Raw genomic sequence first — 23509 nt, 5'->3', positions numbered from 1 at the left:
CGCGGCGCCCGGCCGGGCGGCGGGCGGCGCTCAGGTCTCCGGTTCCGCCGCCGGGAGGCCCCGGTCGCGGCGGAAGAACTGCTGTTTCTTCTCCTCGCGGACGACGATGCCCAGCGCGGCCAGTTCCTCGCGCAGCTGGGCGGCGTCGTCCGCGCGGCTCTTCTCCAGCGCGTGCGCGCGGGCCTTGAGGAGCGCGTGCGCGCCCGCGTCGAGGCCCGGGAGCCCGGCCACCCAGCGGCGGTACTCCTCGGCGTGCGGGTCGGTGTCCTGCCAGGGGTAGCCGTGCGCGCGGAACGCGGCGGCGAACGCGCCGGTGTCGAAGTCGCCCTTGAGGCGGAGCAGTTCCTCGGTGCGCCGGCCGAGGGCCACGAGGTGCGTGCCGTCAGGGAAGACCGCCGAGACGTCCGCGCGGTGCAGTATGTGGTTCCGGCCCCCGCGGGTGAGGACGGTCCGTGCGGGGCCGACGGCGGCGTGTACGTAGTCGTGTTCGGCGAGCAGCGCGAGCAGCACCCCGGCCAGCAGGCCGAGGAGCGCGGCGCCGATCGTGGCCTGCGGCTCGGGGAGCGACGCGACGAGCCGGAACAGTCCTTGGAACGGCGCCCACGGCAGCCCGGCCACCCAGCCCGCCACCGCGTCCAGCAGCCATCCCAGCGCGGCGCCCAGGACCGGGAAGCCGGCCCGGGCCAGGGCGCGGGAGCCGGTGCCCGGCCCGATGCGGGTCGCTTCCTTCCCGGCCGTGTCCTCAGCAGACATCAGGTGTGCCCTTCCGCTCGGGCCGGGGCCGGGACGCGGCCCACCAGCCAGTCGATGAGGTGGCGCAGTTCGGCGGCGTGCGCCGCGGCGTCAAAGTCGTCCTCGCCCGCGCTCAGATAGCCGGAGTCGACCATCCGCTGGATCCAGCCGGCGACGCGCGCCGGCGGGAACGCGAGGGGCCGGCCCGCGTCCGCGAGCCGTTCCGCCAGCGTGACGAGCGTGGCCCGGATCCGGGCCTCGTCGGCGGCGACCATCGCGGCGAACCGCTCGTCCCGGTTGGCCTGGAGGAAGGCCGCCGCCGCGAGGCCGGGGACGAGCGGGTCGGGCAGGTCGGCGAGGAGGTGGTCCACCAGCCCGTCGAGGCCGTCGTCGGGCCGCTCGGCGGCCAGCGCCCGGTCGCAGGCCTCGGCGTGACGCGGCACGTCGTCGGCGAACAGTGCGTGGAAGAGGTCGCGCTTGGTCGGGAAGTAGTGGAAGAGGGTGCCGGAGCCGATGCCGGCGCGGCGGCAGACGGCCGCGGTGGAGGTGCCGTCCACGCCGTGGGCGGCGAACTCCTCGGCGGCGGCCCGGAGGATCCTGGCCCGCTTGCGGGCGTGCCGGTCGGGGTCGACGGTGCGCATCGAGCCAATAGTAGAGCACGCACTCTATTAATGGCGGCCCGTTCACGGCAGAGGTGTGCGGGCCGTCGTTGGGCCGGGCGGGTGCTTGCGCCGCGGGTCGTGCAACCCTCGCGCGGTGCGGCGTGTCTGCTCGGGTGAGGTCCGCATAATGCGGATGAAATCCGGAAGAAGAGGACATTCGATGATCCGTAAGGCTTCGCGAGCTGTCACCGTCTCCGCGCTCTGCGCCGCCCTGCTCGGCGGCGGCCTGACCCTCGCCGCCTCCGCACCCGCCGCGAGCCCGGCCCCGAAGAAGGCGCCGGCCCGCTACGGCGCCGAGCAGATCCACCACTTCCTGGAGGGCTTCTACGGCAACCACGGGCCCCGCCGGTGGGAGCGGCGGCACATGGTCGGCGACGCGCTGAAGAAGCGCGTCGAGCAGAACAAGAAGTACGACGTGCTGCTCTGCGCGCAGAACGCCCCGCGCGACATCGCCATCGGCCGGGTGACCACCGCGCAGTCCGCGGGCGTCGGCTGGGCGACGGTGACGACCAAGTGGAACCGCGGCCGGGACCAGCACTTCACCGCCTACGTCGGCCTGGACGCCACCAAGCCGATCAAGCTCACCCAGATCGACTGCAGCCCCGGCCGCCGCTGACGGCCGCCCTCTCCTCCGTACCGGCCGTGATCCGAGGGGCGGCCGGTACGGAGGTGCCGCGCGTGGCAGAGCACCCGATTTCCACGTATACGGCACGTATTCTCTCGCTATGACCTGGACGAGCGCGCTGAAGCAGACCGCCCGCTCCGGACTGTCCGTCGAACGGGCCAAGCTGACGCCGCTCATCGCGGTCCGCGGTGCGGTGGGCGTGGCGCTCGTCATCGGGGGCTGCCTGTGGCTGGGCTCCCCGGTACTCGCCGTCTCCGCCGCCTTCGGAGCCTTCTCCGCCGCCATCGCCACCTTCCAGCGCAGCTGGCGGCCGCGCCCGCTGCTCGCCCTGGCCGTCGCGGGCGGCCTGTCGGTCTCCACCTTCCTCGGCTACCTCGCCGCGTCGCACACCGTGCTCTTCGTGCTGCTGCTCGCTGCCTGGACCCTGCTCGCGGGGCTGTGCTGGGCGGTCGGGCCGGTCTCCGGGCTGATCGGTACCCAGACGGTCGCGGTGATGCTGGTCACCGTCACGCTGCCGACCTCCGTCCTGGGCGCGCTGGAACACGCCGCGCTCATCGCGGCCGGCGGCTGCGTCCAGGCCGCGCTCATCGTGCTCTTCCCCGTCCGCCGCTGGGGGCGGCAGCGCGACGCGCTGGCCGACGCGCTCGCCGCCGAGGCCGACTACGCGCGCCGGCTGCGCCACGACCCGGTCGCGCCCTTCGACCCGCAGCCCCTGATGGACGCCCGGCTCGCCTCCCGGGTCACACCCCGTCAGGCCCGCCGCCGCCCCGCCCAGCTGCACGGCCCGCGCACCCTCGCCGAGCAGGTGCGCCCGGTGCTCGCCTCGCTCGCCGACCCGGTCGTCGGCGCGCCGCTGGAGGGACCCGAGCGGGACCGCGTCCGTGCACTCCTGCACGCAGCGGCGACCGTGCTGGACGCGGTGGCCTCCGCCATCCGGCACGCCCGGCCGGTCCGGCTGCCCGCCGACGTCCTGGACATCATGGAGGTGCCGGTCACCGGCGACACGCTGACCGGCCCGGCGCGCCGCTCGGCGACCCGCCTGCTGAGTCTGCTGGCCGACGCCGTGGAGGCCGCCGACGAACCGGTCGAGCCGACCGGCCCCGTCACCGACGGCGACCGACCCCACCTGCTGCGCCCCGCCGTCCACCGGCAGGTACCGGTGGTCCTGCGGGCCGTACGGCGCGAGCTGCGGTGGTCCTCCTTCGTGCTGCGGCACGCGCTGCGCGTGGCGGCGGTCGCCGCTGTCGGCTACCTGGCGGGCACCGCGCTGCCCTTCGGGCACGGCTACTGGGCGCCGCTCGCCTCCGTGATGATCATGCGTCCGGACTTCGCGCAGACCTACCAGCGGGGCATCGCCCGGTTCACCGGCACCCTCTTCGGCGTCGCCGTCGGCGGCGGTGTCCTCGCCCTGTTCCACCCCGGGCAGTACGTGGACGCGGCGCTGGCCGTCGTCTGCGTCTTCCTGATGTACCTGCTGCTGCGCACCGGCGTCGCGGTCACCTCCGCCTGCGTCGCCGCGTACGTCGTCTTCCTGCTCGGCATCGCGGGCGCCGGCTGGGAGCAGACCGTCCAGGAGCGGGTGGTCCTCACCCTCCTCGGCGGGGTGCTGGCGACCCTCTCGTACGCCGTCTTCCCGGCCTGGGAGACCTCACGGCTGCGCGACCGGCTGGCGGAGTGGCTGGCCGCCGGCGGCCGGTACGCCACCGCCGTCCTGGACATTTACGCCCGGCCCGCCGACCGCCGGCCGCGCCGGGTGCGCGAGGCCCTGCTCGACCTGCGCGCGGCGCGCGTCGCCTGGGTGAAGAGCGGGGAGCGCGCCGGGCAGGAGCCGGTACGGCACCGCGGGCTCTCCCCGACCGCCGAGGAGGACGCCGAAACGGCCCTCAACACGATGGGCCGGGTCACCATGGTGATGGAGGCCCACCTGCCGGGCCCGGACGCCGAACCGTCGCCGGGCGCCGAGGCGTTCGCCGCCGAGTTGGGGCCCGCGGTGGAGCGCGCGGCGCGGGCCGTCCGGGAGGGCGGCGACCTGGACTGGACCGGTCTGCGCCGGCGGCTGGCGGCGTGGGAGGCCGGGGCCGAGGGCGGGGGAGTGGCGCCGCGCGCGGCGGACCTCCTGGTGGACGCCCTCGACGAGCTCGCGCGGGCGCTGAACCGGACCCGGAGCTGAGCGCGTGCTCCTTCCCGGGCCGGGCGGCGTGCACCTATGCGACGCCGGTAGGGTAGGTAATCGCCCGTTATTGACGTCATTGCTGTCGTCTGGGGCGCGATGTCGGGGGGATCCGCACGCCGCGCCGCGGGCGTACCCGCAGTCCGAGCCGAAAGCGAGCGAGCGAACTCCTCATGGCCAGCACTTCCTCCGGTGGTACGTACGACATAGGCATCGACCTGGGCACCGCCAACACCCTGGTGTACGCACGCGGCAAGGGCGTGGTGCTCGACGAGCCGTCCGTGGTCGCCGTCAACGCGGCGGGCGACGTCGTCGCGGTCGGCGCGGAGGCCAAGCGCACCATCGGCCGCACCCCCTCCGGCATCACCGCGATGCGGCCGCTCCAGGAAGGGGTGATCGCCGACTTCGACGCCGCCGAGCGGATGCTGCGGGGGCTGCTGAAGAAGGCGCTGCCCGGGCGCCGGTTCTCCCGCCCGCGCGTGGTGATCTGCGTGCCGTCGGGCATCACCGGTGTCGAGCGGCGCGCGGTCATCGACTCCGGCAAGCGCGCGGGCGCCCGCGAAGTGCAGCTGATCGAGGAGCCGATGGCGGCGGCCATCGGAGCCGGGCTGCCGGTCGCGGAGCCGGTGGGCTGCATGGTGGTGGACATCGGCGGCGGCACGACCGAGGTCGCCGTGGTCTCGATGGGCGGCCTGGTCACCGCCCACTCGGTACGGGTCGGGGGCGACGCGATGGACGCGGCGATCCTGGCGTACGTCAAGAAGAAGCACGCGCTGGACATCGGGGAGCGCACCGCCGAGGACATCAAGATCGCGATCGGCTCCGCGCTCCGGACGCCGGACGAGGACCGCACGCCGCAGCCGCCCGCCGACGGCGCGGAGACGGACGCGGAGAGGGAGGCGGACGCGGAGACGGACGCGGAGACCACCGTTCCGGTACGCGTCGACTCCTGCACCGTCCGCGGCCGGGACCACGTCAACGGCCTGCCGCGGGTCCAGGAGATCACCGCGGAGGAGGTCCGGCAGGCGCTCGCCGAGCCCGTCGACGCGATCGTGCGGGCCGTCCGCCGCACCCTGGACGCCTGCCCGCCCGAGCTGTCCGGCGACGTCATCGAGCACGGCATCGCGCTCACCGGCGGCGGCGCGCTGCTGCGCGGCCTGGACCGGCTGCTCACCCAGGAGACCGGCGTGCCCGTCGTCGTCGCCGAGGACCCGCTGAACTGCGTCGTGGCGGGCACCGGCCGGTGCGTGGAAGAGTTCGCCGCCATGAACGGACTGCTGGCGGACGCCAGGAACCTGCCGCGGCGGACCGTACGCCTCTGAGGATCCGCCCGTCGGCCGGCCGCGCGGTCAACTCCCTTGCCCGCGTGGCGAACCGGCGTCCCCGTGTGCCGTACGGAGGGTGGTGTGCGGGTGGCCGGAAGGCGTCCGCAGCGCGGACACATCCGTCCGTTCCGCGGCCCGAATAGCCCTCCACCTGCGGCGACATGACCTGGCGTCAAGGAGTGATCAAGTCCGGTTATGCTGAGACCGGCTCAGCGTACTGGCAGTTACCACTGGTGATCTGTGCGTCGACGCTGCCCTCACCGCTGCGCCCGAGAACTTCCCCGTATCTTTCGATTGGTTGAGGGTGCTGATGGTTCGAGAAGGATCGTCGCCCGGAGGCCTGCGACCGGCTTCGGCGTTCGTGTGGATACTGCCGGCGGCGCTCACCGTGATCGCCGCCGTCGTCTCCGCCGTGCTGGTCCCCTCCGACGCGCTGACGCCGGTCCTGTGGACCGGAGGCGTCGCCACCGTCGCGGTGGCGCTCCTCTCCGCCGAGGTCGCCCGCCGCGGCCGGGCCCTGGTGGAACTGCGCCGGAGCTCCCGGACGCAGGCCGAGGTGCTCGCCCGCCAGGAGGCCGCGACCGTACGGCTCGCCGAGGAGCTGCTGCCCGAGGTCGTCCACCGGCTCGGCCAGGAGGAGTTCCCCGAGGACGTCCTCGCCTCGATGACCGAGCGGCTGGCGCAGGAGGCCCGCGAGGCCCGGCTGACCCCCGAGTTCACCGCGGCCCACGAGGCGGTGCTCCGCTCGGTCCTGGAGGCGGTCGTCGCCGAGGAGGACCTGCGCGAGTCCGCCCAGCGCGCGTTCGTGAACATCGCGCGCCGCGTCCAGGCCATCGTCCACCAGCAGGCGCAGGAACTGCGCGACATGGAGGACCGGCACGGCCAGAACCACGAGGTCTTCGGCGACCTGCTGCGGCTGGACCACGGCACCGCGCTGATCGGCCGGCTGGCCGACTCCATCGCTGTACTGGGCGGTGCCCGCCCCGGCCGCCAGTGGAGCCGCGCCGTCCCGCTGTTCAGCGTGCTCCGCGGCGCGATGTCGCGGATCATCGACTACCAGCGCGTCGAGCTGCACTCCGTCACCGAGGTCGCCGTCGTCGGCCAGGCCGTCGAGCCGCTCATCCACGCGCTCGCCGAGCTGCTGGACAACGCCACCCGCTACTCCCCGCCGCAGACCCGGGTGCACCTGACCGCGGTCGAGGTGCAGTCCGGCATCGCCGTCGAGATCGAGGACGGCGGCGTCAGCATGAGCGAGGAGGCCCGCATGCGGGCCGAGCGGATGCTCCAGCAGGCCCAGGAAGGCATCGACGTCAACGACCTGGGGGAGACCCCGCGGCTCGGCCTCGCGGTCGTCGGCCGGCTGGCCCAGGCGTACGACTTCCAGGTGTCGCTGCGCCCCTCGGCGTACGGCGGCGTGCGCGCCGTCCTCATCGTGCCGCAGGACCTGATCACCACGGCGCCGGCCACCGGACGCGCGCACGGCATCGGCGCCTCCTCCGGGCCGGTGAGCGAGCGCACCGAGCGCCCGGCGGTCCCGCGTCAGGCCACCGGGCCCGTGCCCGCGGCGCCCGTGGCTCCGGCGGCACCGGTAGCACCCGCGGCGCTGCCGCCCCGGGCCGAGAACACCCAGGAAGACGTACCCGTGGTGACCGAGCGGACCGCCAACGGGCTGCCGCAGCGGCGCCGCAAGTCCCGCGCCACCGCGCCGGCGGCCCAGCCCGCGCCGCAGGCGTCCACCGCCCCCGACACCGCAGACCACCGGTCCTCCGCGTCGGAGCCCGCCCCCGAGGTGCAGCCCGGCATGTGGCTGGCCGCCTTCCAGAGCGGCCTCTCCGGAGAACAGGGCGGGGCCGCCGGGCCGAAGAGTGACGAGTCGTCGGAAAAGAGTGAGTTGCCATGATTCAGCACCGGGCCAACATGGACTGGATGCTCAAGGACCTGGCGGAGAGCGTCCCGCAGACCCGCAACGTCGTCGTGCTGTCCTCGGACGGCCTGCGGATGGCCCAGTACGGCACGGACAACGACACCGCCGACCGGCTGGCCGCCGCCTGTGCCGGCCTGCAGTCCCTGGCCGGTGCCGTCTCCGCCGAATTCCCGCGCAGCGACGGCAGGATGCGGATGGTCGTCATCGAACTGGACGGCGGGTTCTTCTACCTGATGGCCGCCGGCTCGGGCGCCTACCTCGCGGTGCTGGCCGACGAAGGGGTGGACGCCGGACTGATCGGGATGAAGATGCGCGACCTGGTGGCGCGGATCGGCGAGCACCTCAGCAGCCCGCCGCGCGGCGACGGACCGGCCGCATGAGCACAGCGGGCCAGGAGTGGGAGGACGAGAGCCCCGAGCGGCTCTATGTGATCACCGGCGGTCGCACCGGCGCCGCCGACACCTTCTCCCTCGACCTGGTCACGCTGATCGTGGCCAAGAGTTCGCCGAGACCGGGCGGACAGCCCGAGCACGCCACGATCATGCGGCTGTGCCACTCCCCCCTGTCGGTGGCGGAGCTCTCCGCCTACCTGAAGCTGCCGGTCAGTGTGGTCACCGTGCTCCTGGGTGACCTGCTGGCCGACGGGCGGGTGGTGGCGCGTGCCCCCGTTCCGCCCGCAGAACTTCCGGACCGTTCCCTTATCGAGGCGGTGATCCATGGACTTCAACAGCTCTGAGCCGACCGCAGGACAGGCGCTCGCCGAGCAGCCCGTGGCCGGTCAGACGTTCGCCGCGGAGCCGGTCGTCGGGCCGCGGAGCGAGGACGAGCTGCCGGACTCGGCGACGGCCGCGGTCAAGGTGGTGATCGTGGGCGGCTTCGGGGTCGGCAAGACGACCCTGGTCGGCGCCGTCAGCGAGATCCGTCCGCTGACCACCGAGGAGACGATGACCCAGGCCGGCGTCGGCGTCGACGACACCCTGGGCGTGGAACGCAAGACCTCCACGACCGTCGCGATGGACTTCGGGCGCATCAGCCTCAACGAGGAACTGGTGCTCTACCTCTTCGGCACCCCGGGCCAGCAGCGCTTCTGGTTCCTGTGGAACGGCCTGTTCGACGGCGCGCTCGGCGCGGTCGTGCTGGTCGACACCCGCCGCCTGGAGGTCAGCTTCGACGTCATCGGGCGTCTGGAGGAGCGCGGCGTCCCCTTCGTCGTCGCCATCAACTCCTTCCCGGAGGCGCCGAAGTACCCCGTCGAGGAGCTGCGCGGCGCCCTCGACCTGCCGCCCGAGGTACCGATCGTGGACTGCGACGCCCGGCTGCGCACCTCCAGCCGTGACGTCCTGATGACGCTCATGCACTACCTGCACGGCCTCGCCGTCACCGCGGAGAGCTGAGGCTCCGCAGCGCGCTCGCCGAGAGGGCCCGGACCGGCATCCGCCGGCCGGGCCCTCGGTCGTGCGGCCGGTCCGCCGCCCTGCCGCCGGGCCTTCCGTCGTGCCGCCCGCGCGCTGCCCCGGCGGCCGGGCGTCGACGCGCGGCCGAGTCGAATCGGCCGGAGTGCCGACACACATGGACGCCATCCCGGGGAACCCCGAATGACACACCGGGTCGAATACAACCCTTCCCAGGCATATGAGTGTCTTATCTCGTGGACCCACTGACTCAGGGACCAAACGCTCATCCTGGGGGAAGGAATGACCATGCGTACCTCTCGTCCCGCGCGCCGCCGCACCGCCGTCATCGGCACGGCCGCCGCCGCGCTCCTCACCGCCTCCGCCGCCATCCCGGCCTTCGGCGCCACCACGACACCGCCGCCCGTCCGGCCGGCGGCGCAGCCGGCGGCCGAGCCGGTGCGCGGCGGCAGCCCCGAGTCGACCGTCGACCGGGTCGCGGACTTCTACGGCGCGTACATCGACGCCGTGTACGACGAGGACGGCCGGCTCGCCGGGCAGCTGCGGACCCACTACCTCCGCGCCGACCTGCGCAAGCGCCTCGCCACCTGGGAGTCCAAGAACCACGCCGACGGCGTGCTGCGCGCGCAGAACGTCCCGGTCAAGTGGTCGGTCTCCTACGACGGTTCCGGCACCGGCAGCTCGTACACGGTCGTCACCCTGACCTGGGACTCGGGCAGCAAGCCCAGCACCTCCCGGGTGGCGGTCCGCAGCTCGCTGGAGACCCGGCAGATCACGGACATCAAGGAAGCACCGGCGAACTGACGTGACGCCCGGGCCGCGACCGGCCCGGCCGTTCACGGGGCGTGCGGGGGCCCGCCGGAGGGTGGCGGCGGGCCCCCGTCCCGCGCGGTCCGGGGAGCGGGCCGCAGGTGATGGACGTGGCGGACGTGCACGGCCCGGCGTACGCGGGGGAACGCGTGGCGCTCGGGATGGTCGTGGAAGTGCCGCCCCAGCAGCGCCCCGCCGAAGACCACGAAGCCGACCCCGACCAGCCAGCACTCCACGATCAGTACGGTGCCCACCGGCCCGTAGCTGACCGCGTTGGTGACGATGAGCGGCGCGAAGACCAGGTACGAGAAGGCGCGCAGCCCCGTCAGGCCCGCCATGGTCGCGACCGCGCCCGGCAGCAGCGCCCGCCACGCGACCTGCGCGCCGAGCAGGAAGCGCTGGCCCCACCAGAAGAACAGCACGCCGGCGAAGAGGTTCAGCACGATCCGCAGCGGCTCCGGGAGGGCGCCGCGGGACTGCACCTCGGCGTAGAGGTAGGCCAGCAGGACGGCCAGCCAGACGAGCTGCCGCCAGGCCCGGTGCCACGGTCCGACCGACAGGCTCCAGGTCTTCTCGTACCCGGTCTGCACGCTGCCCGCGAAGCTCAGCCCGAAGACGGCCAGGGCGACGAGGCTGACCGCGCCCGTGGTGGCGACCGCCTGGCGCGGCGCCGTGAAGACGCTCTGCACCGCGTCCGCCGAACGGCCGGACAGCGCCATGCCGTCGACCAGCCAGAGGGCGAAGCCGCGGTGCCGTACCGGGTCGGCCGCGGCCACCACGATCAGCAGCGGCACGAGCGTCACCAGACCCAGCGCGCCGAAGCCCATGGCACGGTGCAGCAGCTCCAGTTCGCTGCCGCGCTCCCGGAACCGCCCGATCTGCAGCCGGTGCCGCACGCGACGCACGATGCGGCGGCGGTGCTGCCGCTCCGTGGTGCGGCCCGGCCCTGCGGGGCCGGGTCCTGTCGGCTCGGGCTTCGTGGGCTCGGGTCCTGTCGGCTCGGGCTTCGTGGGCTCGGGTCCTGTCGGCTCGGGCTTCGTGGGCTCGGGTCCTGTCGGCTCGGGTCCCGTCCGCTCAGGCTCTGCCGGCCCAGGCCCCGTCGGCTCGGGTTCCGTGGGCTCAGGTCCCGGCGTCATGCGTACCCACCGTCCTCCGCACTCCCTCCGGCCGCGCCCGGTCCGCCCGGTGTCGCGCCCTCCGCCGAGCAGGCCGCCCGGGGTCTCCGGCTCGCGGCCTTCGCGCTCGCGGCCTTCGCGCTCGCGGCCTTCGCGCTCGCGGCCTCCGTGCTCACTCCTCCAGCGAGACGACGACCTTGATGTCGTCCTCCCGCGCGGTGAACGCCTCCTGCGCGCGGGACAGCGGCACCCGCCTGGTGATCATGCGTGCCAGCCAGTCGTGGTCGGCGCCGGCCAGCGCGTCGGCCGCCTGCCGGTAGTGCCGCAGATTGGCGTTGACCGAGCCCACCACCGCGTCGTTCTCCAGCACCAGGTCCCGGTTGACGGTGCCCGCGTCGATGGTGAGCCGCCGCCCGGCCGGGGAGACGCCCGTCAGGCACACGATCCCGTACGCGGCCGTCCCGGCCATCGCGTCGAAGACCAGGTGGCCGGCGCCGGTGGCCTCGATGACCACGTCCGGGCGGAGCGCCTCGGTGACCCGGTCGATGTCCTCGCTGTGGTACGTCGCGCCCAGGTCCCGGACCAGTCCGGGCTTCGGCCCGCCGGTGACCCGGTCCAGTACGTGCACGTCGAGCCCCCGCTGCACACCGAGGAGCGCCGCCAGCAGCCCGATCGGCCCCGCGCCGGTCACCAGGACCCGTTCCGGCTCGAACCAGGCCCGGCCCCCGACCCGCTCCACCTGCTCCCACGCCTTGGCGACCACGGTGGTGGGCTCCATGAGCACCCCCACCCGGCGCAGCCCCGGGTCGAGGCGTACCGCGTACTCGCTCTCCACCGTCCACGCCCGGCTCGCGTACCCGTCCCGCTCCTTGATGCCCCGCTCGGTGTAGCGCCCGTTGCGGCACATGTCGAACTCGCCCCGCGCGCACGCCCCGCACGGTTCGGGGTCGGGCCGGCGGACCACCCCCACCACCAGGTCACCGCGCGCGAAGCCGCTCCCGGGAGGCGCCTCGCGCACCCGCCCGAGCGACTCGTGCCCGAGGACGAGCCGGTCCCGCCCCGGCGGCGGGGCCCCGTAGTCGCCGGCCGCGATCTCCTTGTCGGTACCGCACACCCCGACGTCGAGGCCGTCCACCAGCAGCTCGCCCGCCCCGGCCACCGGGTCGGGCACCTCCCGCACCTCCAGCGAATCCGGCTGCAACGGCCGGATGGTCAGCGCACGCATGCTCACAAGCCCTCTCGTCGCTCCGCCACGCCCCACCGGGCAGCCGCGCCACCACCACCGACGGGGTGCGACCGCGTACCCGTGGGGTGACCCGAGTACCCATGGGGAGGCGCCCCCCGACCGGGCACGGAGCACCCGGCCCCTCATTCACCTCCGAACCGCCCGCGCCGTCACCTCCCCACGCCGCCACCGCCCGACGAACCCACAGAGGGAGGGGCGCTGTCACCCGTCCGGGCGGGGTGGGCGTGGGGGCGTGGGGTGAGCGGGCTGGGTGAGAGGTGTCCGGTGGGGGCGGGGTCTCGCGGGGTAAGGCCGAGGGGCGGGAGCGACGGGGCGTCAGCCGAGGGCCGACCGGGCGTCAGCCGAGGGTCGACCGGGCCGCCGCGAGGGCCTGTTCGGCGTAGCCGCGGCCGAAGAGCACGGTGTGGACCAGCAGGGGGAACAACTGGTGCAGGCCGATGCGGTCGGCCCAGCCGTCGGCCAGCGGCGCGGCGTCCTGGTAGGCGGCCAGGACGCGGTCCAGATGTGGGCACCCGAACAGGTGCAGCATGGCCAGGTCGGTCTCGCGATGGCCGCCGTGCGCGGCCGGATCGATCAGCCATACCTGGTCGTCCGCGCCCCACAGCACGTTGCCGCTCCACAGGTCGCCGTGGAGCCGGGCGGGCGGTTCGGCCGGGCCCACCAGCTCGGGGAGGCGTGCCGCGACGTCCTCGATCACGGCTGCCTCGGCGGGACCCACCGTGCCGTCGTCGACGGCGCGGCGCAGATACGGGAGGACCCGGTGCTCGGCGTACCACTCGGGCCAGTCGGTGCCGGGGACGTTGCGCATCGGGGCGAGCCCGATGGCCGCGTCTTGGGGGCCGTCGGGCGGCGCGGCGCCGAAGGCGGGTGCCCCGGCGGCATGCAGAGCGGCCAGCTCCCGGCCGAAGCGTTCCGCGGCGCCCGCGCTCGGCCGCCCGGTCGGCACGCGGTCGATCACCAGCCGGCGCCCGTCCCGGCCGTGCACCGCGGGGACCCGGACCGCGTCGGCCTCGGCCAGCCAGCGCAGCCCCGCCGCCTCGGCCGCCACCGCGCCGGGGCTGTCGCCCCGCTTGACGACCACGACCCGCCCGTCATCGAGCGCGACCTCGGCAAGCGCTCCCGACAGCCGCGGTTCGCCCTTCACCCGCCGCCCGGTGAGCCGGGCCGCCACGTCCTCCGGTCCCTCGCCGTCCGGGGCCGCCGTACCGGCCGTCACGCGTCGTCCAGCCGCTCGCGCACCCAGGCGAGAAGCCCCGGCATCGCACCTTCGATCATGCCCAGCACCTCGTCGAACCCCTCGGGCCCGCCGTAGTACGGATCAGGCACCTCCAGCCCGACGGCCGCGCCCACGGCACCGGCCGCTCCCGGATCGACGCCCACGGCACCCGCCGCTCGCGGATCGAACGAACGCAGCAGCCGCACCCGGGACACGTCGGCCACCTGCCGGCGCAGCGCCTTCTCGTGACTGCGGTCCATCGCCACGAACAGATCGGCGTCCATGTGCGCGGCACCGATCTGGGCCGCGACGTGCCGAGTGGGGTAACCGTGCCGGGCCAGTACCTCGCCGGCCCGTTCGTCGATCGGTTCCCCGACGTGCCAGGGCCCGATGCCGACACTGCTGACCCGCACCGCCCCGTCCAGCCCGGCCCGGCGCAGATGCTCACCGAAGACCAGCGCGGCCGACGGCGACCGGCAGATGTTCCCGCTGCAGACGAAACAGATGTGCACACGCCCAGCGTACGACCGCCCGCCCGCGACTACGCTGCCCAGCAGAGCCCAGCAGAAAGGCCCTCCCCGGGGAGGGCCTTGAAGAGCGCCCCCGGCAGGACTCGAACCTGCGGCCAAGTGCTTAGAAGGCACCTGCTCTATCCACTGAGCTACGGGGGCCGGGTGTGAACGTGGATCACGGACCGCGGACCAGGATAGGGGGCCGCGTGCCTCGTCCCGGTTGCTTCACCTCCGTGGCACGTTGTGGAGGTTCGGTGAAGCGGTCCCGATAATCGCAGGCAGGTACGAATTCTGCACCGGTTTTGGCGCCTCACGGGACGGGTGTTGTGCACTCGTTATGCCTGAGCCCCTCCTGTCGCGGGCGTCCCACGCGTCACACATACCGTTTTGAGCGGGTTCGTACGGCGCGCACATGGGGCTATACGCTTCAAAAAGGCGTCGAAATTGGGCATTCTTCACATGTGGCGACCTTGGACGTAGGACCCCGGATCATCGACGCGCTCTCCGTGCTGCGTGACCGCGTCGCCGCCGCGCGCTTCCCGCTGCCGCTTCCAGGGGCCGCGCGGGCCCGCCGCGATCGTGCCGAACTCCTCGCTCACCTCGACGACTATGTGATGCCCCGTTTGCGCGCTCCTCAGGCACCGCTCCTGGCGGTCGTCGGCGGATCCACCGGCGCCGGGAAGTCCACACTGGTCAATTCCCTCGTCGGGCGGCACATCACCGAGGCGGGTGTGCTGCGGCCCACGACGCGTACGCCCGTCCTGGTGTGCCACCCCGACGACCGGCACTGGTTCGCCGGCCCCCGTGTGCTGCCCGACCTCGTCCGCCTGTGGATGCCCGAGCAGGGCGGCGCCGGGAATCACCCGTATGGGGAGGGTTCGTGCGGAAGTGATTTTTACGGGGACGAAGGAGGCGCGGGGCTCGGCGCGTACGAGGGCGAGGAGGAGGACGGTGACGCCGCTTCCGAAGACGGCGGGCCCGCGCCGCTGCGTATCGAGACGGACCGGGGTGTCCCCCGGGGGCTCGCCCTCCTGGACGCCCCGGACATCGACTCCCTCGTGGCCCGCAACCGGGAGCTCGCGGCGGAGCTGATCTGCGCCGCGGACGTATGGGTGCTGGTCACCACGGCCGCGCGGTACGCCGACGCCGTCCCCTGGCACCTGCTGCGCACGGCCAAGGAGTACGACGTCACGCTCGTCACCGTGCTCGACCGGGTGCCGCACCAGATCGCGCCGGACATCACGGACCGGTACGCGGCCCTGCTGAACCGCGCGGGCCTCGGTGCCGTGCCGCGTTTCACCATCCCCGAGCTGCCCGAGTCGGCGGGCGGCGGCAGCGGCCTGCTGCCGGCCACCGCGGTCGCGGCGCTCCGCGCCTGGCTGGAGCGGCACGCCGAGGACCCGGTGGCCCGGGAGGCGGCAGCGGCCCGCTCCGTTGCCGGGGCGATCGCCTCGCTGCGCGGCCGGCTGCCCGCGCTGGCCGGTGCCTCCGCCGCCCAGCACGCCGCGGCGGTCCGGCTGGCCGACCGGGTCGACGAGGCGTACGAGATGGCCTTCGCACGGGTACGGACCGCGGTGACCGGCGGCGACGTCCTCTCGGGCGACGCCCGCGCCAACTGGCGCGACCACGCCCTCGGTGGCCGCCCCGACGAACTGCTGGACTCCCTCACCCGCGGCCTCGCCTCCCTCTTGTGCTGCGCGGTCGAGGAGGCGGACGAGCGGACGGCGGAGGTCTGGCGGCGCGATCCGGCGGCGGCCGGACTCGCCCTACTGGGGCAGGGACCCTCGCCACACGGGGGAGCGGCCGGGCCCACCGCCTCCCGAGACGCGGGCACCGCCGGACGGCTCGGCATCCTTGCCCGGCGCTGGCGCCGCTGCCTGGAGGAACTCGCGGAGGAGGAGGCACGCGAGGCCCGCGCGGCACGGGAGGCGGCCGGGGACGCCCGCGGGCTGCTCGGCGGCGTACGGGGGCTGACACGTGACGCGCGCGGTGTCTCTGGAGAGCCGCGCGGCCCGGAACGTACGGGGGCCGCGGTACCCGAAGAGGCGGCGGCGCTGCTGGCCACCACGTTGCTGGGCGGCCGCCGGGCCCGTACGGCGGGCGAGAACCTCGCCGAGCTGCTCGGCGCCCACGGAGCGCTGCGGCTGCGCGACAAGGGGGGCGCGCTGCTCGACACGTACCTGGGCAGGGCGCTGGCCGCCGAACGCGAGCGCCGGCTGGCCCCCCTGGACGAACTGACCGTCCCGCCCGACCAGCAGGTCGGACTGATCGCCGCCCTGTCGGTCCTGCGCACGGAACTGGCCGCCGAACGCGGCCCGGTGGCGGAGGGGGCGATGGCGGGGTGAGGGGCGCCGGAGGGGGTGCCCTGCTCGGGGACGTCCCGGGCGGTTGCGGGGACGTCCTGGTCGGGGGCGCCCCGGGCGGTGGCGGTCACGGCGACCTCGGTTGCCGTCGGTGCTGTCGATGACGTTGAGGACTCTGCTGGTTCGTACGGGAAGGGCTACTGGTGAGCGGTGAGCGCGAGGGCACGGACGGCGGCGCTGTACGGAGGAGCGGCTGGGACGACGGGCTGATCGCACGCCGGGCCGCTCATGGCGAGCGCGCTGCTGACGGGAGCCGGGCCGGGCACGGTGGCCACATCGATCACGGCGGCCGTGCGGGGCATGCGGTTCGGCGGGCTGTGCAGGAGGGCGACTCGGCCGTGCCGGAGGACCGTCGCGCCGCGTCGGAGGGCGTGTCTGCCGCGCCGGAGGAGTACCGCGCTGCGCCGGCGGCTGCGCCGGAGGGGTACCGCGCCATGCAGGAGGGCTACCGCGCCATGTCGAGGGAGGACCATCCCGTACCGCGGGACCGGCACGGCGTACCGGAGGCCGATGGCGCGGCACCGCAGGCCGCCCCCGCCGCTTCGGGGGGCGCGGCGGACGCGGGACCGGGAGAGCCGGTGGCCGGGGCGACACGGGACGCCGCTCCCTCGTACGCGTACGTGCCGCCCGTACGGCGCACCGTGGAGGACGAGCTGCAGCCCCGTATCGACGCGCTGCGCGAGCTGATCGGGCTGTCCCGGACGCGGCTGGACGGGCGGACGCTGGACGAGGCCGGACAGGTGCTGGACGCGGCGGACGAGCGGGGCCGGCTGTCGGGCGAGCACACGGTCGTGGCGATCGCCGGTGCGACTGGCAGCGGTAAGTCGTCGCTCTTCAACGCGCTGTCCGGCGCCCCGTGTTCGGAGGTGGCCGCGCGTCGGCCGACCACTTCGCAGCCCGTGGCGTGCGTGTGGCCGGGCGACCGGGCGGGCGCCGAGGCCCTGCTGCACCGGCTGGAGATCTCCGTATCGCGGCGGTACGCCCCCGGTACGGCGGCGGGGCCGGGCGGTGTCCAGGGTGCCGAGTCGGACGGCGCCCCCGAAGGCGGGCGGGCCGGCGGCCCCGCAGGCGACCACGCCCTGCGCGGACTCGTACTGCTCGACCTGCCGGACCACGACTCGGCCGCCGTCGGCCACCGTGACCAGGTGGACCGGCTGCTGAAGATCGTCGACGCCGTCATCTGGGTCGTGGACCCGGAGAAGTACGCGGACGCGGTGCTGCACGAGCGGTACCTGCGCCCGTTGGCGGGCTACGCCGAGGTGACGTTCGTGGTGCTCAACCAGGTGGACCGGCTGCCGGGCGACGCCGCCGACCAGGTGGTCGACGATCTGCGGCGGCTGCTCGACGAGGACGGGCTGGCGCTCAGCGAACACGGCGAGCCGGGCGCCACGGTACTCGCGCTCTCCGCGGCGACCGGTGAGGGCGTGGAGGAACTGCGGGACGCCCTCCGGCAGTTCGTGGGGGAGCGGGGCGCGGCGGGGCGCCGCCTGGCGGCGGACGTGGACGCGGCGGCGGAACGGCTGCAGCCCGTGTACGTGGCGGACGGCCAGGTCGGCCTGACCGAACAGGCACGTGAGGACTTCGAGGAACGGCTCGCCGAGGCCGTGGGCGCAGCGGCGACCGGACGCGCCGCGGAACGTGACTGGCTGCGCCACGCGGAGCGGGCCTGCGCCACCCCGTGGGTACGCCTCCGCAACTGGCGCGCGGACGCCGCGAGACGAAGAGAAGCCGCTGCCGAGGGACCACGCGGCCCGGTCACCGGAGCGGCGACGGGAGCGGCGACAGGAGCGGGGGGCGGGCAGCGCAGCGAGTACGGACAGGCCCATGTGTACGGGCAAGCCCATGTGTACGGCCGGGCCGCTGAGTCGCCGGGTGCCTCCGGTCCGGTCCGTCCTGCCGGCTCCGCCAACGCCTCCAGAGCGTCCGTGCCCTCCATGCCGTCCGCACCCTCCACGCCCTCCACGCCCTCCACGCCCTCCGTGCCGTCCGCGCGGTCCGTGGCGGCTGCGTCGACCGCCTCCGCTTCCGCCGCTGCCTCCGCCGTCTCCACCGGCTCCGCCGCGCAGACGTCGCGGACCGTTACGGAGCAGGCGGTACGGGCCGTGGCGAGTGGGGCGGCGCGGGGGCTGCCCGTGCCGTGGGCGCAGGCCGTGCGCGAGGCGGCGGACAAGGGAGCGCTCGGGCTGCCGGAAGCGCTGGACCGGGCGGCGGAGGCGGCCGACGAGGCGTTGCGGGCCGGGCCGCCGGCGAAGCCGCGGTGGTGGACCGTGGCCGCCGGGGGACAGGGGCTGCTGGTCGGGCTCCAAGTGCTGGGCGCCCTGTGGATGGTCGGCCTGCTGTGCGGGGTGGACCGGGCGTCCGGCGCAGCCGGCTGGCTGCCGGCGTTGGCGCTGGTCACGATCGGTACGGTCGGCGGGCCCGCGTTGTCCTGGCTGTGCGGGGTGGCCGCGCGCGGCCCGGCGCGGCGGTACGGGCAGGACGCCGAGCGGGAGCTGCGGGCCGCGGCGGCGGGCGCCGGCCGGGCCCGGGTGCTGGAGCCGGTCGCGGCCGAACTGCTGCGGTACCGGGAGGTGCGCGAGCAGTACGCGGTGGCGGCGGGCGCGTGAGCGCCTGACCGGCCGGGGCGGGCGAGGCGTGCGGTTGCCCCGGCCGCTGCGGCTGCTCACCCACACGAGTGGCGGTCTTTTCCCCACCCGGCCCCCACCTGACCCGACTCGGCCTCCGGCGGCCTTCGCGCCCGTCTCGCTCGGATGGTTGTCCACAGCCCCCGACGCGATTTCGCGAATCCGGGCAGCATGGATTTCACGACGCGGCCGATGGCGGGCTCGGAGCTCGCCGGGGAGAACGGAACGGCCGCGACAGAACGGGGGAGACGACGATGACCGACACGATGGTGACGCTGACGGGGAACGCGGCGACGGCGGTGGAGCACCGCTATACCAAGGACGGCGCGGCAGCGGCGAGGTTCCGGATGGCGTGCACACCGCGCCGGTTCGACAGGGAGCAGGGCCGCTGGACGGACGGCCCCACGAGTTTCTACACCGTGCGGGCCTGGCGCACCCTCGCCGACAATCTCGCCGCCTCGGTGGCCGTCGGCGAACCCCTCCTCGTACGGGGGAGGTTGACGATGCGCGAGGGGGAGCACCCGCCGGAGCGGGGTGGCGGCCGGTGGTTCGCGGCTGAGGTCGACGCCGTGGCGATCGGGCACGACCTCACCCGCGGCACGGCCGCCTTCCGCCGCGTTGCCCGGACGACGGCCTTCCCCGGCACGGACGTTGACGCGACCGACTCCGCACCCGGCTCCGCCGCCCCCGCACCCGCCCCCGCGAGCCCACCCGACCCGGGCGCCGACCCGAGCACCGCCTCCGAAGCAGAAGGCAGGACAGCAGCAGGCAATACAGCGGAAGGCAAGACAACTGACCGTCCACTGCCGGGAAGTGACCTCTTCACGAGCGGAACTGTGCGCTCCGTAGCAGCAAATGACGCCCATGGGGCCGGAATTGATGCTTCCGTGATGGGAAGTGATTCGCCGGAGAAGGTGCCAGTGTCCTGAATTGCCCCCGGGGATTTGTCGATAATCCCAGGTCAACGGTGGTTCGTTCGGTAACGATTGCGATTCGGATCGCTTGTCGTACGGCATCACTGGGGACGCTGTTGCGCTCGCTCTCTAGGATCCACGAGTGACTCACGGGGGCTGATCATCACGAGCACTCACGGGGGCCGATCGTTCCGTTCGGCTGTTGAGTTCTCGGTTCTTTCCGGCGAGGCCACCTCCCATCGACCTGCCTCGCCCAGAGGGGAATTTCATGATTTCTGTGAAGAGGCGCGGTGCGGCCCGCCTTGCCGCCGCGGTCCTGGCCTCGGGCCTGGCAGCGGCGGGCGCGATAGCCACCGCGGGGCCTGCTGTCGCGGATGACGCGCCCCCGGCGCACAGCGGCGTCACCGCCACGCTCGGTGGCCTGAAGGTCTACGACCAGGCCGTCATCCACGACAACGGCCGGGACCAGAAGATCGGTGCCGGGCTGTTCGAGATGGCTGTCGACAAGGGCGGTGCGCTCCAGACGTACTGCATCGACATCCACAACCCGACGCAGAACCAGGCCAAGTACCAGGAAGTGCCCTGGAGCCAGTCGTCGCTGCACAACAACAGCGACGCCGGCAAGATCCGCTGGATCCTGCAGAACTCCTACCCGCAGGTGAACGACCTGGCCGCGCTCGCGCAGAAGGCGGGTGCCGGGACGCTCACCGAGAAGACCGCGGCGGCCGGTACGCAGGTCGCGATCTGGCGCTTCTCCGACCACGCCGACGTCGACGCGGTGAACCCCGCGGCGGAGAAGCTGGCGGACTACCTCGAGAAGAGCGCCCAGAACCTGGAGGAGCCGACGGCGTCCCTGACGCTCGACCCGCCGGCCGTCTCCGGCAAGTCCGGCAGCCGGATCGGCCCGGTCACGGTCCACACCAACGCGCAGAGCGCGGCGGTCACCCCGGCGGCGGACGCCCCGTCCGGCGTCAAGGTCGTCGACAAGAGCGGCAAGCCGGTCACCAGCGCGCCCAACGGTTCGCAGCTGTTCTTCGACGTGCCGGCCGGTGCCGAGGACGGTTCCACCTCGCTGACGGTCCAGGCCGCCACGAAGGTGCCGGTGGGCCGCGCGTTCACCGGTGTCGGTCAGCACGCCAAGAGCCAGACGCAGATCCTGGCGGGCTCCAGCGAGTCCACCGTCTCCGCCGTGGCGACGGCCTCCTGGGCGAAGCAGGGCGCGGTTCCGGCCGTGACCGCCGAGAAGGACTGCAAGAAGGGCGGCGTCGACGTCACCGCCAGCAACAAGGGTGACGAGGCGTTCCACTTCCAGCTGGCGGGCAAGGACTACGAGGTCGCGCCCGGCAAGTCCGAGACGGTGACCGTGCCGGTCGCCGAGGACCAGTCGTACGACATCACGGTCAAGGGTGACAACGGCTTCTCGAAGCAGTTCACCGGCGTCCTGGACTGCAAGACCGCGGGCAGCGGTGGCGACAGCACCCCGGCCCCGTCCGCGCACCCGAGCCCGGCGTCGGCCGGCGGTACGGGTGGCGACTCGGCCGGTGACACCGGTGGCGACTTGGCGGAGACCGGTTCCAGCAACGCCACGCCGATGATCGCGGGTGTCGCGGTCGCGCTGGTCGTGATCGGCGGTGCGGCGGTGTTCTTCCTCCGCAAGAAGAAGGCCGGCGTCACGCAGTAGGACACGCGGCAGTACGGCGCGCAGCAAGAGGCGTCACGCAGTAAGAGCAGTGCAGTACCGAAGACCGGTCCAGCGGTAACGACGACCGGCGTCATGGTCACGCGGTAGCAGTGGCGTGACCCGCGGTGAGCGGCGCTCACCGCAAGCACCAGGCCCCGGCCCCGGAGCGCCCCAGGCGCCCGGGGCCGTCGGCTGCCCGTCCACGGGGCCGTCGGCTGCCCGTCCACGGAGTCGACGGCGATGGGCCACCCCGAGGCTCGGCCCCCGCCCCGGGAGCGCTCCCCCGCAGGCTTGGCCGGCAGGGCCCCGGCCCGCTCCCCGCCCTCTTCCCCGCCCTCTTCCCGGCCCGCTCCCCGTCCGCTCCCCGCCCGCTCCTCACCGTCCCCGGAGCCCCTCTCGGCCCCGGGTTGAGGGGGCTCGGGTCGTTACCCGTTTTCATCGGGGGACCGGCGTACGGCAAGATGGGTAGTACTGCCCACTTCCAGATCCAGACTGCCGGACGGTTTCTCTTGGCTGAGTTCATTTACACCATGCGCAAGGCGCGCAAGGCGCACGGCGACAAGGTGATCCTCGACGACGTCACCCTGAACTTCCTGCCGGGAGCGAAGATCGGTGTCGTGGGCCCCAACGGTGCCGGTAAGTCCACGGTGCTGAAGATCATGGCGGGCCTGGAGCAGCCGTCCAACGGTGACGCGTTCCTGTCGCCCGGTTACAGCGTCGGCATGCTGCTGCAGGAGCCGCCGCTGGACGAGTCCAAGACGGTCCTGGAGAACGTCCAGGACGGCGCCCGCGAGATCATGGACAAGCTGCACCGCTTCAACGAGGTCGCCGAGCTCATGGCGACCGACTACAGCGACGCGCTCATGGACGAGATGGGCAAGCTGCAGGAGGACCTGGACCACGCCAACGCGTGGGACCTGGACACTCAGCTGGAGCAGGCCATGGACGCGCTGGGCTGCCCGCCCGGCGACTGGGGCGTCACCAAGCTCTCCGGTGGTGAGAAGCGCCGCGTCGCGCTCTGCAAGCTCCTCCTGGAGGCCCCCGACCTGCTGCTCCTCGACGAGCCCACCAACCACCTGGACGCCGAGTCCGTGCAGTGGCTGGAGCAGCACCTCGCGCAGTACAGCGGCACCGTCGTCGCCGTCACCCACGACCGGTACTTCCTCGACAACGTGGCCGAGTGGATCCTGGAGCTGGACCGCGGCCGGGCGCACCCCTACGAGGGCAACTACTCCACGTACCTGGACAAGAAGGCCACGCGCCTGAAGGTCGAGGGGCAGAAGGACGCCAAGCGTGCGAAGCGTCTGAAGGAAGAGCTGGAGTGGGTCCGCTCCAACGCCAAGGGCCGGCAGGCCAAGTCCAAGTCGCGTCTGACGCGGTACGAGGAGATGGCGGCCGAGGCGGAGAAGACCCGGAAGCTGGACTTCGAGGAGATCCAGATCCCGCCGGGCCCGCGTCTGGGCAACATCGTCGTCGAGGTCGAGAACCTCTCGAAGGCGTTCGGGGACAAGGTCCTCATCGACGACCTCTCCTTCACCCTGCCGCGCAACGGCATCGTGGGTGTCATCGGCCCGAACGGTGCCGGTAAGACCACGCTGTTCAAGATGATCCAGGGCCTGGAGACCGCGGACTCCGGTTCGATCAAGGTCGGCGACACGGTCAAGATCTCGTACGTGGACCAGAACCGCGCCAACATCGACCCCAAGAAGACCCTGTGGGCCGTGGTGTCGGACGAGCTGGACTACATCAACGTGGGCCAGGTCGAGATGCCGTCCCGCGCGTACGTCTCCGCGTTCGGCTTCAAGGGCCCGGACCAGCAGAAGCCGGCCGGCGTGCTCTCCGGTGGTGAGCGCAACCGCCTGAACCTCGCGCTGACCCTGAAGCAGGGCGGCAACCTGCTGCTCCTCGACGAGCCGACCAACGACCTCGACGTCGAGACCCTGTCCTCGCTGGAGAACGCGCTGCTGGAGTTCCCGGGCTGCGCCGTGGTCGTCTCCCACGACCGCTGGTTCCTGGACCGCGTCGCCACGCACATCCTGGCGTACGAGGGCGAGTCCAAGTGGTTCTGGTTCGAGGGCAACTTCGAGTCGTACGAGAAGAACAAGATCGAGCGGCTCGGCCCGGACGCCGCCCGCCCGCACCGCGCCACCTACAAGAAGCTGACCCGAGGCTGAGGCT

General features: G+C 73.5%; 19 protein-coding genes and 1 tRNA gene. 13 read left to right on the top strand and 7 right to left on the bottom strand.

The genetic code is table 11. The features are described from left to right. Positions 1-30: 30 nt before the first annotated feature. Both ACZ6WH_RS28145 and ACZ6WH_RS28140 read right to left on the bottom strand, forming a co-directional pair. Entirely contained in the window at positions 31-753 is a 723-nt protein-coding gene (locus ACZ6WH_RS28145) for a YqeB family protein (protein WP_469731633.1), read from the bottom strand. Further along, positions 753-1373 carry a TetR/AcrR family transcriptional regulator gene (locus ACZ6WH_RS28140; protein ID WP_469731631.1) on the bottom strand — a complete coding sequence of 207 codons (621 nt, stop codon included), beginning with the start codon at positions 1371-1373 and terminating at the stop codon, positions 753-755. The genes ACZ6WH_RS28145 and ACZ6WH_RS28140 overlap by 1 nt, the downstream gene beginning before the upstream one ends. Before the next feature lie 181 nt (positions 1374-1554). Between ACZ6WH_RS28140 and ACZ6WH_RS28135 the strand changes: the two genes are divergently transcribed. From ACZ6WH_RS28135 to ACZ6WH_RS28100, 8 genes are all read left to right on the top strand, one after another. Next, positions 1555-2010 carry a hypothetical protein gene (locus ACZ6WH_RS28135; protein WP_432854544.1) on the top strand — a complete coding sequence of 152 codons (456 nt, stop codon included), beginning with the start codon at positions 1555-1557 and terminating at the stop codon, positions 2008-2010. A gap of 109 nt (positions 2011-2119) precedes the next feature. Next, positions 2120-4189 carry an FUSC family protein gene (locus ACZ6WH_RS28130; RefSeq protein ID WP_469731629.1) on the top strand — a complete coding sequence of 690 codons (2070 nt, stop codon included), beginning with the start codon at positions 2120-2122 and terminating at the stop codon, positions 4187-4189. 173 nt (positions 4190-4362) lie between these two features. Further along, positions 4363-5511: a rod shape-determining protein MreB gene (mreB, locus tag ACZ6WH_RS28125; protein ID WP_469731627.1), complete on the top strand. Its 1149-nt coding sequence runs from the start codon at positions 4363-4365 to the stop codon at positions 5509-5511. 313 nt (positions 5512-5824) lie between these two features. Further along, positions 5825-7414 (top strand): sensor histidine kinase, encoded by a 1590-nt coding sequence (locus ACZ6WH_RS28120; RefSeq protein ID WP_469731625.1) that lies wholly within the window; start codon positions 5825-5827, stop codon positions 7412-7414. Then, positions 7411-7818: a roadblock/LC7 domain-containing protein gene (locus tag ACZ6WH_RS28115; RefSeq protein ID WP_469731623.1), complete on the top strand. Its 408-nt coding sequence runs from the start codon at positions 7411-7413 to the stop codon at positions 7816-7818. The genes ACZ6WH_RS28120 and ACZ6WH_RS28115 overlap by 4 nt, the downstream gene beginning before the upstream one ends. Next, positions 7815-8174 (top strand): DUF742 domain-containing protein, encoded by a 360-nt coding sequence (locus tag ACZ6WH_RS28110; protein ID WP_469731621.1) that lies wholly within the window; start codon positions 7815-7817, stop codon positions 8172-8174. The genes ACZ6WH_RS28115 and ACZ6WH_RS28110 overlap by 4 nt, the downstream gene beginning before the upstream one ends. Further along, the gene (locus ACZ6WH_RS28105; protein WP_432854528.1) at positions 8155-8832 is read left to right on the top strand and encodes a GTP-binding protein; all 678 of its coding nucleotides are present in this window, start codon (positions 8155-8157) and stop codon (positions 8830-8832) included. The genes ACZ6WH_RS28110 and ACZ6WH_RS28105 overlap by 20 nt, the downstream gene beginning before the upstream one ends. Positions 8833-9138: 306 nt before the next feature. Then, complete coding sequence (locus ACZ6WH_RS28100; protein WP_432854525.1) at positions 9139-9654, top strand: hypothetical protein; 516 nt, start codon at positions 9139-9141, stop codon at positions 9652-9654. 32 nt (positions 9655-9686) lie between these two features. Here the strand turns inward: ACZ6WH_RS28100 and ACZ6WH_RS28095 are convergent, their stop codons facing one another. From ACZ6WH_RS28095 to ACZ6WH_RS28075, 5 genes are all read right to left on the bottom strand, one after another. Continuing rightward, entirely contained in the window at positions 9687-10565 is an 879-nt protein-coding gene (locus ACZ6WH_RS28095; RefSeq protein ID WP_469731619.1) for a ribonuclease BN, read from the bottom strand. A gap of 382 nt (positions 10566-10947) precedes the next feature. Next, on the bottom strand, positions 10948-12000 hold the full coding sequence (locus ACZ6WH_RS28090; protein WP_469731617.1) for a glucose 1-dehydrogenase: 1053 nt from the start codon (positions 11998-12000) through the stop codon (positions 10948-10950). Positions 12001-12358: 358 nt separating this feature from the next. Continuing rightward, positions 12359-13237, bottom strand: coding sequence for a fructosamine kinase family protein (locus ACZ6WH_RS28085; RefSeq protein ID WP_469731615.1), 879 nt, complete (start codon positions 13235-13237; stop codon positions 12359-12361). Further along, the gene (locus ACZ6WH_RS28080) at positions 13234-13749 is read right to left on the bottom strand and encodes a low molecular weight protein-tyrosine-phosphatase (protein ID WP_469731613.1); all 516 of its coding nucleotides are present in this window, start codon (positions 13747-13749) and stop codon (positions 13234-13236) included. The genes ACZ6WH_RS28085 and ACZ6WH_RS28080 overlap by 4 nt, the downstream gene beginning before the upstream one ends. A gap of 86 nt (positions 13750-13835) precedes the next feature. Continuing rightward, positions 13836-13908: transfer RNA gene (locus ACZ6WH_RS28075), tRNA-Arg, on the bottom strand. 311 nt (positions 13909-14219) lie between these two features. On the opposite strand from ACZ6WH_RS28075, the gene ACZ6WH_RS28070 reads away from it, so the two are divergent. The 5 genes from ACZ6WH_RS28070 (at position 14220) to ettA (ending at position 23505) form a co-directional block, all read left to right on the top strand. Further along, entirely contained in the window at positions 14220-16094 is a 1875-nt protein-coding gene (locus ACZ6WH_RS28070; protein ID WP_469731611.1) for a dynamin family protein, read from the top strand. Between the two features lie 356 nt (positions 16095-16450). Then, positions 16451-18718 carry a GTPase gene (locus ACZ6WH_RS28065; protein ID WP_469731609.1) on the top strand — a complete coding sequence of 756 codons (2268 nt, stop codon included), beginning with the start codon at positions 16451-16453 and terminating at the stop codon, positions 18716-18718. A 272-nt stretch (positions 18719-18990) separates the two neighbouring features. After that, complete coding sequence (locus tag ACZ6WH_RS28060; RefSeq protein ID WP_469731607.1) at positions 18991-19665, top strand: single-stranded DNA-binding protein; 675 nt, start codon at positions 18991-18993, stop codon at positions 19663-19665. Positions 19666-19918: 253 nt separating this feature from the next. Beyond that, positions 19919-21331, top strand: a complete 1413-nt coding sequence (locus ACZ6WH_RS28055) for a Cys-Gln thioester bond-forming surface protein (protein ID WP_432854502.1) — start codon at positions 19919-19921, stop codon at positions 21329-21331. A 509-nt stretch (positions 21332-21840) separates the two neighbouring features. Beyond that, on the top strand, positions 21841-23505 hold the full coding sequence (gene ettA / locus ACZ6WH_RS28050) for an energy-dependent translational throttle protein EttA (protein WP_432854499.1): 1665 nt from the start codon (positions 21841-21843) through the stop codon (positions 23503-23505). Positions 23506-23509: the final 4 nt, after the last annotated feature.

Source organism: Streptomyces sp. NPDC050806 (genome assembly GCF_055586425.1).
This window is presented reverse-complemented; position numbering and strand designations above follow the sequence as displayed.

Coding starts and splice junctions, on each gene's coding strand:
- ACZ6WH_RS28145 (WP_469731633.1), bottom strand. CDS start 753: ATGTCTGCTGAGGACACGGCCGGGAAGGAAGCGACCCGCATCGGGCCG.
- ACZ6WH_RS28140 (WP_469731631.1), bottom strand. CDS start 1,373: ATGCGCACCGTCGACCCCGACCGGCACGCCCGCAAGCGGGCCAGGATC.
- ACZ6WH_RS28135 (WP_432854544.1), top strand. CDS start 1,555: ATGATCCGTAAGGCTTCGCGAGCTGTCACCGTCTCCGCGCTCTGCGCC.
- ACZ6WH_RS28130 (WP_469731629.1), top strand. CDS start 2,120: ATGACCTGGACGAGCGCGCTGAAGCAGACCGCCCGCTCCGGACTGTCC.
- mreB (WP_469731627.1), top strand. CDS start 4,363: ATGGCCAGCACTTCCTCCGGTGGTACGTACGACATAGGCATCGACCTG.
- ACZ6WH_RS28120 (WP_469731625.1), top strand. CDS start 5,825: ATGGTTCGAGAAGGATCGTCGCCCGGAGGCCTGCGACCGGCTTCGGCG.
- ACZ6WH_RS28115 (WP_469731623.1), top strand. CDS start 7,411: ATGATTCAGCACCGGGCCAACATGGACTGGATGCTCAAGGACCTGGCG.
- ACZ6WH_RS28110 (WP_469731621.1), top strand. CDS start 7,815: ATGAGCACAGCGGGCCAGGAGTGGGAGGACGAGAGCCCCGAGCGGCTC.
- ACZ6WH_RS28105 (WP_432854528.1), top strand. CDS start 8,155: ATGGACTTCAACAGCTCTGAGCCGACCGCAGGACAGGCGCTCGCCGAG.
- ACZ6WH_RS28100 (WP_432854525.1), top strand. CDS start 9,139: ATGCGTACCTCTCGTCCCGCGCGCCGCCGCACCGCCGTCATCGGCACG.
- ACZ6WH_RS28090 (WP_469731617.1), bottom strand. CDS start 12,000: ATGCGTGCGCTGACCATCCGGCCGTTGCAGCCGGATTCGCTGGAGGTG.
- ACZ6WH_RS28060 (WP_469731607.1), top strand. CDS start 18,991: ATGACCGACACGATGGTGACGCTGACGGGGAACGCGGCGACGGCGGTG.
- ACZ6WH_RS28055 (WP_432854502.1), top strand. CDS start 19,919: ATGATTTCTGTGAAGAGGCGCGGTGCGGCCCGCCTTGCCGCCGCGGTC.